This window comes from Bradyrhizobium sp. LB11.1, assembly GCF_040549385.1.
GTDB lineage: Bacteria > Pseudomonadota > Alphaproteobacteria > Rhizobiales > Xanthobacteraceae > Bradyrhizobium.
This window is the reverse complement of sequence record NZ_JBEPTH010000019.1, coordinates 23,626-38,054: the sequence shown is the minus strand read 5'-3', so window position 1 is coordinate 38,054 and position 14,429 is coordinate 23,626. Positions and strand designations below refer to the sequence as shown.

The window sequence follows — 14,429 nt, the reverse complement described above, 5'->3', positions numbered from 1 at the left end:
CTGAGATTGCCGACTAGATTTCATACTACCGCATCAAAGACCGCGTAACCCGGCGGTTCGGACTTTATCGATCAAATCCATTGCGCTACCGCCGTCCGGGCGGAGCAGGGAGGTTGCATGACCGATTACCTTTCCCGCGACGACGACTTTGGAATGCTTTCGATTACCGATCTCCTGAAGGCGCGCGATGAATTCCACCTTCATCTTGTCCACAAGGCAAACGTCGTCGGAACGGCTATCGGGAGGTATCGCATCCGGAAGACCGATCCGTTGCCGGGCAAGGGCGGCGAAACCGGCGGGGCGAAGGGTGTCAGAACCCTCGAGAACTCGGAAGTCCGCTACTACTCGTGGCCGGCCATCCTCGTCTTCGTCCGGGAATGGCTGGACGAGCATCATTTCGCGCCCGGCGGAAGCGTGAAGCCCGCGGACTTCATTCCGCCTGCCGTCTACATGTCGGACGGGCGGAAGGCGCCGATCTGCGTGATCAAGGCCGAACTGGACGACGTCAGACACCAATGGGAGGCGAACTACACGTTTCCGACGAACCTGGTGGGCGGAGGCTATCCTCTCGTCGTCGACGTCCAGGGGCAGGAGCACATCGCCTCGGTCGGTTGCCTCGTCACCGACGGCCATACGACGTACGCACTTACGAACCGGCACGTCGCTGGCGCGCCCGGAACCCCGATCTACACCGTGATCGGCGGCAACAGGGTCGAGATCGGGACGGCATCGGCCAAATCGCTTTCCCGCGAGCTCTTCCCCGCGCTGTACGACGGATGGCCCGGCAAGAACGTCTACGTCGATCTCGATGCCGCGCTCGTGGAGATCCACGACGTCCATCGGTGGACGACGCAGGTCTACGGCGTCGGGCAGATCGGAAAACTCGCGGATCTCGCCACGGACAACCTTTCGCTCAAGCTGATCGGCTGCCCGGTCCGGGCCTTCGGAGCCGCCTCGCGCGAGATGCACGGCGAGATCGCGGCGATGTTCTACCGGTTCAAGTCGGTCGGCGGCTTCGAATTCGTCTCGGACTTTCTGATCGGGCCGCGCGCACCGTCGACCTCGCTCGGTACACACCCCGGCGATTCAGGAACGGTCTGGTTGATTGAAGTCGACGCCGGCAAGCCACCGCTGCCTCTGGCCCTACAGTGGGGAGGGCAGGTGTTCGTCGACGGGGCCGACGCCGCCGGCAGTTCGTACGCCCTGGCGACGTCCCTCAGCAACGTCTGTGCCCGTCTCGAGGTCGACCTCATCCGCGATTGGAACGCGGATCAGCCCGACTACTGGGGAACGGTAGGACACTATGGCATCGCCAACATGGCGATCGGACATCTTTCCGACGGGCATCTCGCGAAGCTGATGACGGCCAACCTCGAGCGGATCACCTTCGACATCGACGCCGTGACGAAGAAGGCGACGTCGGGATTGAGCAAGAAGGACTTCGTGCCTCTCGCCGACGTTCCGGACCTCGTGTGGAAGATCGGGCCGTACAAGCGCGGCGGACCCAAGGCTCCGGAGCACGCCAACCATTTCGCGGACATGGACCGCAAGCTCAAGAAGCCGCTGCCCGAAGGGTCGACGCTTCTCGATATCTGCGACAAGCCCGCCAAGCTCGACGTTGCCATCTGGCAGCGATACTACGACGCGGTGAAGAAGGAGCACCCGACGCTCGACGAGAGCCGGGGTCTTCTGCCGTTCCGGTGCTGGCAGATCTTCGACGCGATGGTCTACTACGTAAAGCAGGGGGACGCCGAACGGTTCGTCTGCGTTGCCGGCATCCTCTCGCACTACGTCGGGGACGCATGCCAGCCGCTCCACATCTCCTATCTCTTCAACGGGGATCCGGATCGCGCGAAGAAGGGCAAGGTCCGCAGCCGCACCACGGGAGAGATGGTGGACGGGATGATCTCGTACGGGGCGGGCGTGCACGGGGCATACGAGGACGACATGCTCGACTACCACGTCGACAAGCTGTGGCCCGCCGTTGAGACCGCTCTCGAAAAGATGCCGGCCGGAAAGCTGCCTGCCAATGGAAAGGCGGCCGGCTGGGAGGTCGTCACCCTGATGCAGAAGACCTTTGCCAAGATCAAGCCGATGGATATCGTCGAACTCTACAAGGCGAACGAGGGCGAGACGCCAAAGCCCATGGCGCAGATACTCTGGGACGAGTTCGGCAAGGATACGGAAGCCGTCATCGCGGCCGGATCGGATTGTCTTGCGCGCCTGTGGCAGGGCGCATGGAACGCCGGCGGCGGAGATCGGACGATCAAGGCTCTGGGCAAGATCCCGGAAGACACCCTCGCTGCGATCTATCAACCCTTCAGCTTCCTGCAATCGGAAACGCTGAATTCTATCAAGCCGGTGCTGGATACGGGTAACGGAGGCGCCGACGGGTCCGTCTTCCACGAAAAGACGGCCCACGCGACGAAGACGCCGAGGAAGAAGAGGACTTCGACCGCGCGGGGGTAAACTGACGTTCGACCGGATCTTTTCGGGCTCCCGCGGACGACCGCCCGCGGGCTGTTCTCTGCGGACTCTTCGCCTGAGGGACTGGTCTCGTCCGATAGTGCAGGAATCAAAAGTGAGCATCAGTGAGTGGGCGTTTTGCCTCGCGCATCCATATCCGTAATTCGCATAAGGTATATTATGGAATATATTTAGATCTAATTGGATCAAATATTTAGCCCGACTTCCTGCCACGAAGCCTTCGCTTCCAGCCGATTTCCGGCCCGGCCATCGCCCGTTGCCTCAGCTCTTGACGGCTACTGTGCATGGGGTTGTTTTTCAGTTTTTGAATCAGACCCCTCTGCCGAAAGCCGATATTGCCGCGACCTTGTCCGGCTGCAATAAGCGAGCTTCGCGAGATCGCAGATGACTGCCGACCAGACCGTCCGTATAGGTTTGCGTCTCACAACAAGAACAAACTTCCGAGGAAGCAGACCCATGAGTTTTTCCCGCCGCACGCTTCTCAAGGCCTCCGCCGCGACCGCCGTCTTTGGCGGCGTCAGCGCGCCCTATGTGGCCCGTGCCCAGGCCGCCGAGTTCTCCTACAAGTTCGCCAACAACCTGCCTGAGTCGCATCCGTTCGTGACGCGCGCCCGTGAGATGGCCGCAGCCATCAAGACCGAAACCAACGGCCGGTTCGACCTGCAAGTGTTCCCGAACAGCCAGCTCGGCTCCGACACCGACATGCTGAGCCAGGTGCGCTCCGGCGGCGTCGAATTCTTCACGCTGTCCGGCCTGATCCTGGCGACCCTGGTGCCGGCGGCCTCGATCAACGGCATCGGCTTCGCGTTCCCGGACTATCCAACGGTCTGGAAGGCCATGGACGGCGATCTCGGCGCCTATGTTCGCGGCGAGATCAACAAGGCCGGCCTCGAGGTCATGGACAAGATCTGGGACAACGGCTTCCGGCAGACCACGTCGTCGACCAAGCCGATCAACGGCCCGGACGACTTCAAGGGCTTCAAGATCCGCGTGCCGGTGTCGCCGCTGTGGACCTCGATGTTCAAGGCGTTCGATGCCTCGCCCGCCTCGATCAACTTCGCCGAGGTCTATTCGGCGCTTCAGACCAAGATCGTCGAGGGCCAGGAAAACCCGCTGGCGCTGATCTCGACGGCGAAGCTCTACGAGGTCCAGAAATACTGCTCGATGACCAACCACATGTGGGACGGCTTCTGGTTCCTGATGAACCGCCGCGCCTGGCAGACGCTGCCGGACGACATCAAGACGATCGTCGCCAAGAACGTCAACGCGGCCGCCGTCAAGGAACGCGAGGACACCGAGAAGCTCAATGCGACCGTCAAGCAGGAGCTTTCCGGCAAAGGCCTGCTGTTCAACCAGCCCGAGGTCGGGCCGTTCCGGGATAAGCTGCGCGCGGCCGGCTTCTACAACGAGTGGAAGGGCAAGTACGGCGAGAAGGCCTGGGAGCTGCTCGAAAAGTCCGTCGGCAAGCTGTCGTAACGCGCAAGCAATAGGGGCCGTGCCATGGCTCATGTCGACATGACGCCAGCCGTGGCCGGCGAGGTGGCAACACCCCCTCGCCGCCGGCCTGCGCTCGGTTCCATCGAACTTGGGCTGAAATGGCTGGTCGAGATCCCGGCGGCGATCCTGGTCGTCGCCGAGGTCGTCATCCTGTTTGCCGGCGTGGTCTCGCGCTACGTGCTGCATGCGCCGCTGGTGTGGTCGGACGAACTGGCCTCGATGCTGTTCCTGTGGCTGGCGATGCTGGGATCGGCGGTCGCGTTCCGCCGTAGCGAGCACATGCGGATGACGGCGCTGGTCGCAAGCGCAGGTCCGCGGCTCCGGGCCTATCTCGACGTGGTCGCAACCTGCGCGGCCCTAGCGTTCCTGCTGCTGATCGTGCACCCGGCCTATGAATACGCCTACGAGGAAAGTTTCATCACCACGCCGGCGCTCCAGATTTCCAACACCTGGCGCGCCGCGGCATTGCCCGTCGGCATCTGCCTGATGGCACTGTTCGCGCTGCTGCGGCTGATCCGCGTCGGCGACCTCAAGACGTCTCTGGCGGCTGTGGCGACGGTCGTCATCCTGATCGCCTTGTTCTGGTTCGCGCAGCCGCTGCTGAAGCCGCTCGGGAATATCAACCTCCTCATCTTCTTCGTCGGCGTGGTCGGCTTCTGCGTGTTCGCGGGCGTGCCGATCGCATTCGCGTTTGGATTGGCGATCCTCGGCTATCTGGCGCTGACCACGCGCACGCCCTTGATGGTGCTGGTCGGGCGGATGGACGAGGGCATGAGCCACCTCATTCTGCTCGCCGTGCCGCTGTTCGTGTTCCTGGGACTCCTGATCGAGATGACCGGTATGGCGCGGGCCATGGTGACGTTCCTGGCGAGCCTGCTCGGCCATGTCCGCGGCGGCCTGCATTACGTGCTGGTCGGCGCGATGTATCTCGTCTCCGGGATCTCCGGCGCCAAGGCGGCCGACATGGCGGCCGTTGCGCCCGTGTTGTTTCCGGAGATGAAGCAGCGCGGCGCCCGCCCCGGCGATCTCGTCGCGCTGTTGGCAGCCACCGGCGCCCAGACCGAAACCATCCCACCAAGCCTCGTGCTGATCACGATCGGCTCGGTCACCGGCGTGTCGATCTCGGCACTGTTCACCGGCGGCCTCTTGCCCGGCGTGGTGCTCGCGCTGACGCTCTCGGGACTGGTGTGGTGGCGCTATCGCGGTGAGGATTTGAGCCACGTCCAGCGCGCGACCTCAGGCGAGATCGCGCGCGCGTTCGTCGTGTCCATCCCTGCCCTGGCGCTGCCCTTTGTCATTCGCTACGCCGTGGTCGAAGGCATCGCCACCGCCACTGAAGTCTCCACGATCGGCATCGTCTATGCGCTGCTGATCGGCCTCCTGATCTACCGCCAGTTCAACTGGCGGCGGCTGTTGCCGATGCTGATCGAGACCGCGTGCCTGTCTGGCGCGATCCTGCTGATCATCGGGACTGCGACCGGTATGGCCTGGGGCCTGACCCAATCCGGCTTCTCGCGCGCGCTGGCGGCCTCCATGACCGGCCTGCCCGGCGGCGCCGCGACCTTCATCGCGGTCTCGATCCTGGCCTTCGTGGTCCTCGGCAGCGTGCTGGAAGGCATTCCGGCGATCGTGCTGTTCGGGCCCCTGATGTTTCCGATCGCGCATCTCGTCGGCGTGCACGAGGTGCACTACGCCATGATCATCATTCTGGCGATGGGTATCGGGCTATTCGCCCCGCCATTCGGCGTCGGCTATTATGCCGCCTGCGCCATCGGAAAGGTCGATCCGGCCGAGGGCATCAGGCCGATCTGGGGCTATCTGCTGGCGCTTCTGGTGGGATTGATCATCGTCGCCGTCTTCCCCTGGATCTCGATCGGATTTCTCTGAGGCGCTTTGAGGAGTGTGTCGATGAGTGGACAGAACCAGTACAACGTCGGCCTCGACAAGACCCCCGCCAACTACGTGCCGCTGTCGCCGCTGAGCTTCCTCGCGCGCAGCGCGGCCGTATATCCGGATCACGTCAGCACGGTCTACGAAGGCCGCAGCTTCACATGGGCCCAGACGCATGAGCGCTGCAAGCGCTTTGCCTCCTATCTTGTCGGCAAGGGCATCGGCGTAGGCGATACCATCGCGGCAATGCTGCCGAACATTGCGGCGATGAACGAGGCGCACTTCGCTGTGCCTATGACAGGCGCCGTGCTCAATGCGCTCAACATCCGCCTCGATGCGCCTTCCATCGCATTCCAGCTCGACCATGGCGGCGCCAGGATCATTCTGGTCGATCCGGAATTTTCGGGCGTCATCACCGACGCGCTCGCGCAAATGACCGGGCCAAAACCGTTCGTGATCGACGTCGACGATGCCGCTTTCAAAGGCGGCAAGCGCATCGGCGAGATCGAATATGAAGCGGCCCTCGCGCAAGGCGATCCGAATTTTGCGGCGATCGCACCGAGCGACGAGTGGGATGCGATCGCGCTGAGCTACACGTCGGGCACCACGGGCAATCCCAAGGGCGTCGTCACTCATCATCGCGGCGCCTACCTCAACGCCGTCAGCAATATCCTCGCAGGCCAACTCGGCCAGCATCCAGTCTATCTCTGGACGCTGCCGATGTTTCACTGCAACGGCTGGTGCTTTCCGTGGACGATCGCGGCGGCCGCCGGCATCAATGTCTGCCTGCGCAAGGTCGAGCCGACGAAAATCTTCGAGCTGATCAGGCAGCACGGCGTCACCCACATGTGCGGCGCGCCGATCGTCTACAACACGCTGATCAATGCCCCCGATGCCCCCAAAGGCAGCGCGGCCCGCCGTGTCGTTGGCCTGATCGCGGGCGCCGCGCCGCCGGTCGCGGTGCTGGAAGGCGCGGAGAACATCGGCATCAAGCTGACGCATGTTTACGGCCTGACCGAAGTCTACGGCCCCGCCTCCGTCTGCGCCGAGCAGCCTGGTTGGGACGAGCTTCCTGCCGCCGAGCGCGCGCGCATGAAACGCCGGCAGGGCGTGCCGTATCCGCTCGAGGAAGGCGTCACCGTCATCGATCCGCAGACCATGCAGGAGGTGCCGCGCGACAACGAGACCATTGGCGAAGTCATGTTCCGCGGCAACATCGTGATGAAGGGCTATCTCAAGAACCAGAAGGCGACGAAGGAAGCTTTCCAAGGCGGCTGGTTTCACACCGGCGATCTCGGCGTGCTCGACGAACATGGCTACGTCACCATCAAGGATCGCTCCAAGGACATCATCATCTCGGGCGGCGAGAACGTTTCCTCCGTCGAGGTCGAAGACATCCTCTACAAGCACCCGGCCGTACTGTTCGCCGCCGTGGTCGCCAAGCCCGATTCGAAATGGGGCGAAGTGCCCTGCGCCTTCGTTGAACTGAAGGATGGCGCCAGCGCGACCGAGGCCGACATCATCGCCTTCTGCCGCACGCATATGAGCGGCTTCAAGACCCCGAAGGCGGTGGTGTTCGGGCCGATCCCGAAGACGTCGACGGGAAAGATCCAGAAATTCCTGCTGCGCAACGAGGTCGGCTCGGCCAAGGCGATTTCGGCCTGAGTGGCTCCGATTTCAGACACGAGCTGTCGAGCTTGGTGCGCGCCTACATCGGCAAAGCCGCGGTGCGCTACGCTTGGTAGGCGCGCTCAGTATGTCTCGATGCGCAGGTTGTCATAGGCCGGCACTACACTGGCGGGCAGCGATTGCCGAATCACCTCGTAATCGACGTCGGCCGTCATGTTGGTGATGACCGCGCGCTTCGGCTTGAACCGCTCGATCCAGGACAGCGCGTCGTTGATGCTGAAATGGCTGGGATGGCCGGTGTAGCGCAGGCCATCGACGATCCAAAGATCGAGGTTCTCCAGGGCGCCAAAACTCTCGGGCGGGATGTCGTTGAGATCGGGCGTGTAGGCAGCATTGCCGATGCGATAGCCGAGCGCGGGGATGTTGCCGTGCTGGACCAGGAAGGCGGTCATGGTCACGTCCCCGCCCTTGCCGCTGATGATTTGGCTCCCGCCGGCCTCGATCGAATGCCGAGTCAGGATCGGCGGATAGTCGCTGCCCTCCGGCGAGATGAAGCAATAGGAGAACCGCGCCATGATGTCCTTGGCGGTCGACTGGTTGAAGTAGACCGGAATGCGCTTGCGCATATGGATCACGACCGAGCGCAGATCGTCCATGCCGTGGGTCTGGTCGGCATGTTCGTGCGTGAGGAACACGGCGTCGATGTGGCCGACGTCGGTCGAGATCAATTGCTCGCGCAGATCCGGCGAAGTATCGATCACGATGCGCGTCGTGCCGTGGTGCGAAGTCTGTTCGACCAGCAGGGAGCACCGGCGGCGGCGGTTCTTCGGGTTGTTGGGATCGCAGGCGCCCCAGCCGAGCGCCGGGCGCGGCACGCCGGCGGAGGAGCCGCAGCCCAGGATCGTCAGCGTCAGCGTCATGCGGCTCCCAGTCCTAAGCTTTCACCTTCGAGAACAGGCGGAAGAAGTTTTCGCTCGTCTGGCGTGAGATCTCCTCAAGCGACACGCCGCGCGTCTCGGCCAGCACCTTGGCGACCTCGACCACATAGGCCGGCTCGTTGCGCTTGCCCCGGAACTTGCCCGGCGCAAGGTAGGGCGAGTCTGTTTCAACCAGAATACGATCGGACGGCAGTTCGGCCGCGAGCGCGCGCAAGGCATCCGACTTCTTGAAGGTCAGGATGCCCGTGAAGCCGATATGGAGCCCGAGCGACACCGCCTTAAGCGCCAGCTCGCGTCCGCCGGTGTAACAATGCAGCACGGCGCGGAACGATCCCTTGGCCGCCTCCTCTTCCAGGATGCGGGCGCAATCCTCGTCGGCGTCACGGGTGTGGATCACCAGCGGAAGGCCGGTCGCACGGGCCGCCCCGATGTGGGCACGAAAGCCCCTCGCCTGCGCCTCCGGCGAGCCGTCGTCGTAGAAATAGTCGAGCCCGGCTTCGCCGAGCGCGACGACCTTGGGATGCTGCGTCAGCGCGATCAGCTCATCCGGCGAGATGCCGTCTTCCTCATCCGCGTTGTGCGGATGAGTGCCCACCGAGCAATAGACGTCGTCGAAGCGCTCCGCGATGGCGAGCAGCTGATCGAGCCTTCGCACCCGCGTCGAGATCGTGACCATGCGGCCGATCCCGGCCGCGCGTGCACGCCACACGATCCCGTCGAGATCTTCCGCAAAATCAGGAAAATCCAGATGACAGTGACTGTCGACCAGCATCGTGCAAACGCCTCAGGTCACGGGCTCAATGTAGCGCGGGAACGCCGGCGTCGGCGCCGGCAGCGTCGAGCCCGGCGCAATCCGCCTGTCGCCGCCGAGCACGGCGAAGTTGCGCTCGTCTGCGGGAACGCCGAGGCTGTCGAGCAGCAAGCTTGATGCGATCGGCATCGCCGGCTGGGCCAGGATCGCGATCTGGCGCACGACCTCGGCGGTGACGTAGAGCACCGTCTTCTGCCGCGCAGGATCGGTCTTGGCCAACGCCCACGGCGCCTCGCCCGCGAAATAGCGGTTGGCCTCCGCGACCACGGCCCACACGGCGTTGAGCCAGTGATGGATCTGCTGCGTCGCCATGGCCTCGCGCGACGCGGCAATCATGCCGTCGGCCATCGCCATGATCGCCTTGTCGTTGTCGCTGAACGCGCCGGGCTCCGGCAGGACGCCGCCGAGCTGTTTGGCGATCATCGACAGCGAGCGCTGCGCGAGATTGCCGAGATCGTTGGCGAGATCGGCGTTGATGCGCGCGACGATGGCCTCGTGGTTGTAGTTGCCGTCCTGGCCGAATGGCACCTCGCGCAGGAAGAAATAGCGCATCTGGTCGACGCCATACTGGTCGGCGAGATTGAAGGGATCAACAACATTGCCGACTGACTTCGACATCTTCTCGCCCCTGTTGAACAGGAAGCCGTGGGCATAGACCCGCTTCTGCACGGGAATTCCGGCCGACATCAGGAACGCCGGCCAGTACACCGCGTGAAAACGGATGATGTCCTTGCCGATGATGTGCACGTCGGCCGGCCAGTAGCGCCAGTTGTTGTCGCTCTCGTCGGGGAAGCCGACGCCGGTGATGTAGTTGGTCAGCGCGTCGACCCAGACATACATCACGTGCTCTTCGTCGCCGGGCACCTTGACGCCCCAGTCGAACGTGGTGCGCGAGATCGAGAGATCGCGCAGGCCGCCCTTGACGAAGCTCACCACCTCGTTCCTGCGGGAGTCAGGCCCGATGAAATCGGGACGATCCGTGTAGAGCTTGAGCAGTTTGTCCTGATAGGCCGAGAGGCGGAAGAAATAGCTCTTCTCCTCGACCCATTCGACCGGCGTGCCCTGCGGTCCCAGCCGCACGCCATCATCGTTCAGGCGCGTCTCGTCTTCGGCGTAATAGGCCTCATCACGTACGGAATACCAGCCGGCGTAGGTGTCGGCGTAGATGTCGCCGTTCGCTTCCATGCGCCGCCAGATTTCCTGGGTCGAACGATGGTGCTGCTCCTCGGTAGTACGGATGAAACGGTCGAACGACACGTTCAGCCGCTCGTCCATCTCCTTGAAGCGCGCAGCGTTGCGGGTTGCGAGTGCGGCGGGTGTCAGGCCCTCGTTTTGTGCGGTCTGGACCATCTTCAAACCGTGCTCGTCGGTGCCGGTCAGGAAGAACACGTCCTTGCCATCGAGCCGCGCGAAGCGCGCCAGCACGTCGGTCGCGATCGCCTCATAGGCGTGGCCGATATGCGGGACACCGTTGGGATAGGCGATCGCGGTCGTGATGTAGAAGACGTTGTCGCGCGCAGGCACGGCAGCGGACTCCGTGGCCTTTGATGCAGCCACCGGCTTCGGCGCAGGCGACGCCGTGGGTTTCGAGACCTTGGGCTTCACAGCCTTCGGCGGAACGACGACAGGCGCGGGTGTGGCGATCACGGCGGGCGCGATCACCCTCGCCTTCTTGGCCACCTTCTTCGCCGGAGGCTTAGCAGTTTTTCTGGCGGTCTTCTTCGCCGCGGCTTTCTTCGCGACAACCTGCTTCTTCGCAGCCTTCTTGGTCGTCTTCGCAGCGCTCTTCTTTACGCTTTTCTTGCCGGCCGCCTTTCTGGTCTTCTTGACCTTCTTGGCCCCTTTGCGCGCGAGCGCCTTCACAGCCTTCTTCGCGGCCTTCTTGGCAGCCTTCTTCTTGCTGCTCTTACCCTTCGTGGTCTTCTTAGCTCGTGTTGCCACGACGAATTCCTTTACCGGCTTCTCGAAATTTGGAAACGAATTTGCGTTAGGTTATCGTTTTAAGCATGATCTTTTCGGAAAACCGCTCCGCACTTTTCCGGATCATGCTCTAGCGTGTTGCGTCCGCCAGCCAGCCGAACACCGAGAAAACCAAGGGCTTTCGCTCCAGATTGTAGGTTTCGGTGTCGCGCGCGGCGCGGACGATCTTTTCCCATACCTCAGCTAGGCGCGCAAGGCGCAGCAGGTTCTGGTTGGCATTGGCCTCGTCCGCATGCAGGCGTTCGGCGATCCAGCGATCGATGCCGTCGATGAAGGCTGCGAGCGCGACGCGGTCGCTGGTGCCGAGGGATTCACCGAGCGTGTGCAATTCGCGTGGATCGACCTGCGGCAAGCGGGCCAGCAGTGCTGCCGTGCGCTGCTGAAGTTTGAGCGCGTCGCCGCCAAGCAGCGTCAGTGCCCGTGCAACGCTGCCCTCGGAGGCTTCCGCCGCCTCGCGCAGTGCCAGGTCCGTCGGAGCAAGGTCGGCGGCTGTGGCGGCTGCGGCAATCACCTCGTCGGTCGTGAGCGAGCGCAAGCGCAGCTTGCGGCAACGCGACTGAATCGTGGCGAGTACGCGTGCGGGTGCGTGGCTCACCAGGAGGAACAGTGATTTCTGCGGCGGTTCCTCGAGAATTTTCAGCAGCGCGTTAGCCGCATTTGGATTGAGTTCGTCGACTGTGTCGACGATGCAAACGCGCCAACCTTCGGCGGCGGCCGTGGATCCGAAGAACGCGATTGTCTCGCGTGTCTCGTCCACGGTGATGACGGTGCGCATCACGCCGCGGTCGTTGGCAGTGCGCTCCAGCGTCAGCAGGCCGCCATGCGAGCTCGCCGCCACCTGCCGCGCCACGCCGTCATCAGGATCAATCGCGAGGTTCTCGGCACTCTGCACCGATGGCGCCAACGGCTGGCCGTGAGCGAGCACGAACCGCGCCATGCGATAGGCCAGCGTCGCCTTGCCGATGCCCTGCGGCCCCCCGATCAGCCAAGCATGCGGGATCCGCCCGCTCCGATAGGCCGCGAGCAACGCGGTCTCGGCCTCGCGATGGCCGAACAGAAGGCTCGTCTCGCGTGGATGCGGCATGGCGGATTCACGCTCGACCTGACGCGGGCTCATGCTGAGACCACCGAGGCTGGCGTCGGTAGGAGACGGTCGCGCAGCACGGTCCAGACGCGGCCGGCCACCGTATCAGGATCGGAATTGGCGTCGATCAGCACGCAGCGCGCGGGATCATCCGCCGCGATTTTGCGATAGGCCTCCCGCAGGCCCTGATGGAAGGCGAGCTTCTCGCCTTCGAACCTGTCAGGCGTGCCGCTGCCGCGCCGCGCCGCCGCGCGTGCCAAGCCGATCTCGACCGGCAGGTCGAGTATGATGGTGAGGTCCGGCTTGAGATCGCCGATCGTGACCCGTTGCATCGCGTTGATCAGCCCGGCGGGCACGCTGCCGAGGCTGCCCTGATAGGCGCGCGTGGAGTCGGCGAAACGATCGCAGAGGACCCAAGTGCCCTGATCGAGCGCGGGCGCGATCACGGTGCGGACATGGTCGTCGCGCGCGGCGGCAAATAGCAACGTCTCCGCTTCAGGCCCCAACAGCTTGCCCATCCCCGACAGCACCAGATGGCGCATGATCTCGGCACCCGGCGAGCCGCCGGGCTCACGCGTGACAAGGGTCCGCAGCTTGGCTGCACCAAGACGGTCGGCCAGCTTCTTGATCTGGGTCGATTTGCCCGTCCCCTCGCCGCCTTCAAAGGTGATGAAGCGTCCGCGTCCGGACGGCCGCTGTCCCGTGGTCTCACTCATGATCAGAGCTTCTCGGCGCCTGCGCGGAACATGCCGATCACGAGCTCACTGGCGCCGTCGACCGCGCGCCGCACAGTCGAGCCGGTGCCGATCGCCTCGGCCGCATAGACCGGCGTTTCCACCGCGATATTGCCGCCGCGCCAGACCTTGACAACGCCAACCTGCTGGCCGGCCACGATCGGCGCACGCACCGGACCGCTATAGACGACGCGCGCGATCAGCTTGTCGCCGCCGCTCTTGTGCACCATCACCTTCACCGGCTCTTTCGCAACGAGCTTCACCGAGCGGCTATCGCCGCCAAACACCTTGGCGTAGCCGACCGGCTGGTCGGCCGCGATCAGCGTGCGGGTCTCGAAATTGCGAAAACCCCATTCGAGCATCTTCTTGGCTTCCGTGGCGCGGTCCTCAACATCTTCGAGCCCGTTGACGACGACGATCAGTCGCGTGCCGTTCTGCACGGCCGAGCCGACCATGCCGTAGCCGCCTTCCTTGGTGTAGCCGGTCTTCAGGCCGTCAGCGCCTTCCATCGAATTGAGCAGAGGATTGCGGTTGGGCTGGCGGATCTTGTTCCAGGTGAACTCCTTCTCGCCGAACAGTTTGTAGAATTCGGGGAAGTCCAGGACGATATGCCGGGCAAGGATGCCGAGCTCGCGCACCGTCATCTTGTTACCGGGATCGGGCAAGCCGTTGGAATTGCCGAAGGTCGATTTGGTCATACCGAGCTCGCGGGCGCGCTTGGTCATGAAGTCGGATGCAAAGATCCGCTCATTGCCGGCGATGCCTTCGGCGAGCGCGATGCAGGCGTCATTGCCGCTCTGGATGATTGCGCCGTGCAGGAGGTCATCGACCGAGACCTTGCTGTTGATGGCCGCGAACATAGTCGAGCCACCGGAGGGCGCGCCGCCTTTGCGCCAGGCGTTCTCGCTGATCCGGTATTCGTCAGTCAGCTTGACGTCGCCCTTCTTGATCGCGCTGAACACGACTTCGGCGGTCACGAGCTTCATCATGCTGGAGGGCGCACGCAGTTCGTCAGCGTTCTTCTCGAACAGCACGCTGCCGCTGGAGGCCTCGATCAGAATCGCGGTGGGGGCGTCGCCGTCGAAGCCGACATCCTCGGTCTTCTTGGCGCCCTGGACGCTCTGGTTGGCGGCGTAGATCACCCCGCCCCAGCTGAGGCTCACGGCGAGCGCCACCGCGCCCAGCCCGCGCGCCAGTGCTCCGGCCGAGAATCCGGTATGACGGAGCGAGATGAGACGAAATGCCATGGCGAAGCCCTGAGAGCGGCGTTCTAACAGTTGGAACCGGTGCGAACAACACGAGGATCGGTGCTGCCCCGGAGATTGCACGATTCTCGTCGCGTCCCTATCGTGGCTCCTCATGTTTCTCGACCAAACCCC

Annotated in this window: 10 protein-coding genes; 4 read left to right on the top strand and 6 right to left on the bottom strand. The window is 63.6% G+C overall.

What is annotated here, in order from left to right; genetic code table 11:
• Positions 1-270 precede the first annotated feature (270 nt).
• The 4 genes from ABIA96_RS32525 to ABIA96_RS32510 all read left to right on the top strand — a co-directional run bounded on the left by ABIA96_RS32525 (position 271) and on the right by ABIA96_RS32510 (position 7,539).
• The gene (locus ABIA96_RS32525; protein ID WP_354141005.1) at positions 271-2,469 is read left to right on the top strand and encodes a Nal1-like putative serine protease; all 2,199 of its coding nucleotides are present in this window, start codon (positions 271-273) and stop codon (positions 2,467-2,469) included.
• A gap of 474 nt (positions 2,470-2,943) precedes the next feature.
• The gene (locus ABIA96_RS32520; RefSeq protein ID WP_354141004.1) at positions 2,944-3,963 is read left to right on the top strand and encodes a TRAP transporter substrate-binding protein; all 1,020 of its coding nucleotides are present in this window, start codon (positions 2,944-2,946) and stop codon (positions 3,961-3,963) included.
• Positions 3,964-3,987: 24 nt separating this feature from the next.
• Positions 3,988-5,871, top strand: coding sequence for a TRAP transporter large permease (locus tag ABIA96_RS32515; protein ID WP_354141003.1), 1,884 nt, complete (start codon positions 3,988-3,990; stop codon positions 5,869-5,871).
• Positions 5,872-5,892: 21 nt separating this feature from the next.
• Positions 5,893-7,539: an acyl-CoA synthetase gene (locus ABIA96_RS32510; protein WP_354141002.1), complete on the top strand. Its 1,647-nt coding sequence runs from the start codon at positions 5,893-5,895 to the stop codon at positions 7,537-7,539.
• 86 nt (positions 7,540-7,625) lie between these two features.
• On the opposite strand, the gene ABIA96_RS32505 is transcribed toward ABIA96_RS32510, so the two are convergent.
• The 6 genes from ABIA96_RS32505 to ABIA96_RS32480 all read right to left on the bottom strand — a co-directional run bounded on the left by ABIA96_RS32505 (position 7,626) and on the right by ABIA96_RS32480 (position 14,297).
• Positions 7,626-8,423, bottom strand: a complete 798-nt coding sequence (locus ABIA96_RS32505; protein WP_354141001.1) for an MBL fold metallo-hydrolase — start codon at positions 8,421-8,423, stop codon at positions 7,626-7,628.
• A gap of 13 nt (positions 8,424-8,436) precedes the next feature.
• Positions 8,437-9,213 (bottom strand): TatD family hydrolase, encoded by a 777-nt coding sequence (locus tag ABIA96_RS32500; RefSeq protein ID WP_354141000.1) that lies wholly within the window; start codon positions 9,211-9,213, stop codon positions 8,437-8,439.
• A 12-nt stretch (positions 9,214-9,225) separates the two neighbouring features.
• On the bottom strand, positions 9,226-11,193 hold the full coding sequence (metG, locus tag ABIA96_RS32495; RefSeq protein ID WP_354140999.1) for a methionine--tRNA ligase: 1,968 nt from the start codon (positions 11,191-11,193) through the stop codon (positions 9,226-9,228).
• 109 nt (positions 11,194-11,302) lie between these two features.
• On the bottom strand, positions 11,303-12,349 hold the full coding sequence (locus ABIA96_RS32490; protein ID WP_354140998.1) for a DNA polymerase III subunit delta': 1,047 nt from the start codon (positions 12,347-12,349) through the stop codon (positions 11,303-11,305).
• Positions 12,346-13,032: a dTMP kinase gene (gene tmk, locus ABIA96_RS32485; RefSeq protein ID WP_354140997.1), complete on the bottom strand. Its 687-nt coding sequence runs from the start codon at positions 13,030-13,032 to the stop codon at positions 12,346-12,348. Before tmk ends, ABIA96_RS32490 begins: the two co-directional genes overlap by 4 nt.
• 2 nt (positions 13,033-13,034) lie before the next feature.
• Positions 13,035-14,297 carry a D-alanyl-D-alanine carboxypeptidase family protein gene (locus ABIA96_RS32480; protein ID WP_354140996.1) on the bottom strand — a complete coding sequence of 421 codons (1,263 nt, stop codon included), beginning with the start codon at positions 14,295-14,297 and terminating at the stop codon, positions 13,035-13,037.
• Positions 14,298-14,429 lie beyond the last annotated feature (132 nt).

Excerpts from the sequence above, each read along its gene's own strand:
- ABIA96_RS32520 (WP_354141004.1), top strand. The coding sequence starts at position 2,944 with ATGAGTTTTTCCCGCCGCACGCTTCTCAAGGCCTCCGCCGCGACCGCC.
- ABIA96_RS32515 (WP_354141003.1), top strand. The coding sequence starts at position 3,988 with ATGGCTCATGTCGACATGACGCCAGCCGTGGCCGGCGAGGTGGCAACA.
- ABIA96_RS32510 (WP_354141002.1), top strand. The coding sequence starts at position 5,893 with ATGAGTGGACAGAACCAGTACAACGTCGGCCTCGACAAGACCCCCGCC.
- ABIA96_RS32505 (WP_354141001.1), bottom strand. The coding sequence starts at position 8,423 with ATGACGCTGACGCTGACGATCCTGGGCTGCGGCTCCTCCGCCGGCGTG.
- ABIA96_RS32500 (WP_354141000.1), bottom strand. The coding sequence starts at position 9,213 with ATGCTGGTCGACAGTCACTGTCATCTGGATTTTCCTGATTTTGCGGAA.
- ABIA96_RS32490 (WP_354140998.1), bottom strand. The coding sequence starts at position 12,349 with ATGAGCCCGCGTCAGGTCGAGCGTGAATCCGCCATGCCGCATCCACGC.
- tmk (WP_354140997.1), bottom strand. The coding sequence starts at position 13,032 with ATGAGTGAGACCACGGGACAGCGGCCGTCCGGACGCGGACGCTTCATC.
- ABIA96_RS32480 (WP_354140996.1), bottom strand. The coding sequence starts at position 14,297 with ATGGCATTTCGTCTCATCTCGCTCCGTCATACCGGATTCTCGGCCGGA.